Origin of the sequence: Planktothrix sp. FACHB-1355 (assembly GCF_014748295.1) — a bacterium.
Classification (GTDB): Bacteria; Cyanobacteriota; Cyanobacteriia; order Cyanobacteriales; family Aerosakkonemataceae; genus Aerosakkonema; species Aerosakkonema funiforme_A.
The window spans coordinates 1-3,528 of sequence record NZ_JACJUP010000742.1; the positions used below are offsets into that span (position 1 = coordinate 1).

A 3,528-nucleotide genomic window follows, 5' to 3' on the forward strand; every position below is an offset into this window, starting at 1 on the left:
GTACTCCATTTGGGAAACAACTTCTGCATAACCTCCCATAGAATGCACGGTTTGGCATAGCTTGGGAATGTAATTAGTTTTGTAAGAATAACCCAGGTTGGTATGAGGATAAAATGCACGAAAAGCCTGAAGAAATTCTTTATAGTTAGTTTGAAATTGCCCGATATCTACAATAAAAAAAGAATCGCCGTATTCTTTTTCTAACTTGTGAAGCGTTTGCCAAGAAATTGCCATTTGGTTACTTTATGAGTACGATCGAAATGTGAATGTAAATGCCCTAATTTTTCATTTTCAGGAAAATTTATTTGCCCAATGATGAAATTATAGTGCCGTAAACTTTTTTGCGATCGGCACAGTATGCTCATCCGTTAGCTCGATATGCCGGGAAAAAATTGCTATTCACAAGATTTTCCACTGCCACATTCAAATGTTTTGCCCGCAGGTTAACTAAATGCAGATATTTTTCTTCATCTGTAATTAAGCGGAGGGTTGAGAAAGTGCGTCTTTCCTTAGAAAAACCTGCTTTGAAATGGTAGAGACTATCTTTACCGCCACCTACACCGCCACCGAGATGAAAAACTCGATCGCCTCGTTCCTTCGCCCACAAGCGAATGTAATCAAACATTAGTGTGGTGGGCGCTTGTTTGAGAAATTCGTTTCTAGTTCCTCCTAAGTGATATTGAACGATTCCGCAACACTCGGTAAATATTCCAGAACAAGTTACTTTCCCCTCTAACTCCATCATACACAAATGGACTTTCTCACCTAATTTAGAAAAATTGTCAAAGTATCGATCGTCAAAATAGTAAGTTCGAGTAGCTTCTACCCGATCCATCGTTTCGTAATAAATCGAGATAAATTCCTTAATTCCCTCTGAAAAAGAAACCATTTTAGGAGTCATTCCAGACCGTTTCAACCTATTAATTTTAGTGCGATGTTCTGGTCTAGTTTGTTGCCATATTTCCGCTTCTGAGAGTGTTAAGTTTACAGCTACAGTTTCGCCACTAACTTGGCAGATATCTGGCGATAAAATTTCCTCCAATCCGCCATTAAGGATCGGATTCAAGCGAAAAAATGCCGAGCAAAATCCTTTAGCGCGGAATGCAGAGATTAACTCATTTATGGCTAACTTAACAAACTCTCTATCGTTTGCTGCTGCTTCGCTTAAGACAATTCCGGGGTATCCGTAAGGAGAGACGACATCAAAAACTTCTGCTGTTGCTAAGTTTGACTCGAATAATCCATCACAACGTCGCCATAAATATGGCAAGAAAAATATTTTGTCATCCTCAAATATTAAGATAGCTTCAGCAGCCGCCTTATTCCTGAGCGATTCTAAATAAACATACTCAGGCAAATGATAAATATCGTGCCATAGTTTTGCTAGTGTTTCCAGCCACAAATTATCTGTTAAATCGATTATTTGCGTATTCATTCACTTTTTCTCCAGGAGTAATTTAAATTAGTCGCGTCCGCTTAGACGATAGTATGAATCAGGAGTACGCCAGCGGATAAAATTCTCCATAACTGGATTTATCTGCACTTTAGCAGGAATATGTTTGACTGGGAAACGCATCCCGTCTTTGAAGACACAGAGCGCTTCATCTTCTCGAGAGTGCTGACCGTAGACAATTTGGTGGATTTTACCGGAACGGCGACAGACCTGTACGAAATCAAACACCAATCCAGTACCGATGTAGGTTGACAATGCTTCTGTTGCGACGTAAACGCTTTGGATATAAGCAGTACCTTCGACAGCATGAGCCTCAATATATCCCCCCAATTTTCCTTCAATTAAACCTGCTAAAATTAAACGCCGTTTGGGGATGATATAGTTGGAAATACTGGCGATATATTCATCTTTGGATGGCACTGCTTTGTAGCTTCCTCGCGTTAAAGCAGAGACTAAAACCTCATATCCCTGTTCTTGCAGTAGCAGCGGATCGATTAACTCCACAATCTCCGCCCGCTTGCGACTTCTTCTCACATGATTTCTGCGATTAGAAGAAAGACTTTCTAAATCGTAGTTTTGGATATCAGTTAATAAGTGAACTGGGATCGAGCCGTTGGTAAATTCTACGTCTGATTCCGATAAGGCCGAGCGAAATCCCCAGCAAAATAAAGTTGGGCGCGTTGCTTGTTTGGCAGTTAAAGAAGCTATTAAATGAATCGGCTGATAAAAGCCAGGACGCAACTTTTCCCAGTAGCGTCCCTGATGAAAGATTGTGCTAGCTCCTTCTTTTTGTCGCCAGTTGGCAAATTCTTCTTCTGTCATGGAAAAGATACTTACTTCCGATATGTCTTTGAACATGGTGTGTTTTAAATTTCCGAGGTGTTTTATTTGCGGTTAGCGATCGCTCTTGTCCGGTCAAACAATGTTTATTTTCACTCAGCAATGCCAAGCCTAACCTTGTCACTTTCAAGTCCCATTAATTCCCCATAAATTTTTCCATTGTATCCTGTGCTGATTGGTTAATTCCATCTTTTTTGACAACTTTCCAGATAGTTAAAAAAAGAATTTTTAGGTCAAGCCATAAGCTCCAATTATCTACATACCAAACATCTAATTTGAATTTTTCTGACCAGGAAATGCTATTGCGCCCGTTGATTTGGGCCCAACCCGTGATCCCTGGCATAACATCGTGACGGCGTGCTTGTTCGGGGCTGTAACGCTCCAGGTATTCTACCAAAAGAGGCCGGGGGCCAACAAAGCTCATATCGCCTTTGAGAACATTCCACAGTTGGGGAAGTTCATCTAAACTGGTTTGGCGCAGAAATTTACCGATCGCAGTGATCCGCTGTACGTCAGGGAGAAGATTGCCATCGGCATCGCGATCGTCAGTCATGGTGCGAAACTTATAAAAGGTGAAGATGTGACCGTCTTTACCGGGACGTGCTTGGGTGAAAACAATCGGTCTGCCCATACGGAGGTAGATCGCGATCGCTACAAATACGATAAAAGGAGAAAACACTACGAGAGCAAGAGCAGCAAACAATCTATCTAATACATACTTAATTAATCTGTTGAATTGGGTGATTGGTGATTGATGAGTAGCCATTGGTGATTCCCCACTTATAGTGATTGAGAGACAATTTCAGAATTTTATTCATCCTCGCTACCATTCTATAGATTGGTAGCTCGCTCAATTTAGACTGTATGCAACCTATTCCATTTAATTTTTTTAATCTCCTTTAATATTTCCTCCCCATTTTCATATCTATCTTTTATTCTACGAGCCATCATTTTATCAAGCAAATTTAAAAAATCACTTGATATATTTACAGTGTATTGCCGCCACTGTAAGTTATGGTTTTCGTCGTACATATTTTCACACCCCGGACTTCTTTTGGTCAAATAATAAACAAAACACCTCGCTAGGGAATAGAAATCGGAGACATATTTGCAATACCTTCTTTCCTGCTCTGGCGCACGAAAGCCATCGCCTTTAGGTTTTTTTTCTAGCAATGAAAGTATAATATATATTATATTTCTGTAGATTTTTCTGTAAAAAAAATTTTTTCTTGTCA

The 3,528-nt window shown here is 40.1% G+C and carries 4 protein-coding genes and 1 pseudogene; all 5 read right to left on the reverse strand.

The features are described 5' to 3' along the window. The coding region (locus H6S82_RS24085) for a hypothetical protein (RefSeq protein WP_199317945.1) at positions 1 to 234 on the reverse strand (234 nt) is incomplete at its 3' end. A gap of 127 nt (positions 235 to 361) precedes the next feature. Beyond that, entirely contained in the window at positions 362 to 1,435 is a 1,074-nt protein-coding gene (locus tag H6S82_RS24090; RefSeq protein ID WP_190472297.1) for a GNAT family N-acetyltransferase, read from the reverse strand. 27 nt (positions 1,436 to 1,462) lie between these two features. Then, the gene (locus H6S82_RS24095) at positions 1,463 to 2,311 is read right to left on the reverse strand and encodes a hypothetical protein (RefSeq protein ID WP_199315523.1); all 849 of its coding nucleotides are present in this window, start codon (positions 2,309 to 2,311) and stop codon (positions 1,463 to 1,465) included. A 118-nt stretch (positions 2,312 to 2,429) separates the two neighbouring features. Beyond that, entirely contained in the window at positions 2,430 to 3,059 is a 630-nt protein-coding gene (locus tag H6S82_RS24100) for a sugar transferase (protein ID WP_190472300.1), read from the reverse strand. A gap of 89 nt (positions 3,060 to 3,148) precedes the next feature. Beyond that, a pseudogene (locus H6S82_RS33065) lies at positions 3,149 to 3,528 on the reverse strand (hypothetical protein); the annotation flags it as partial.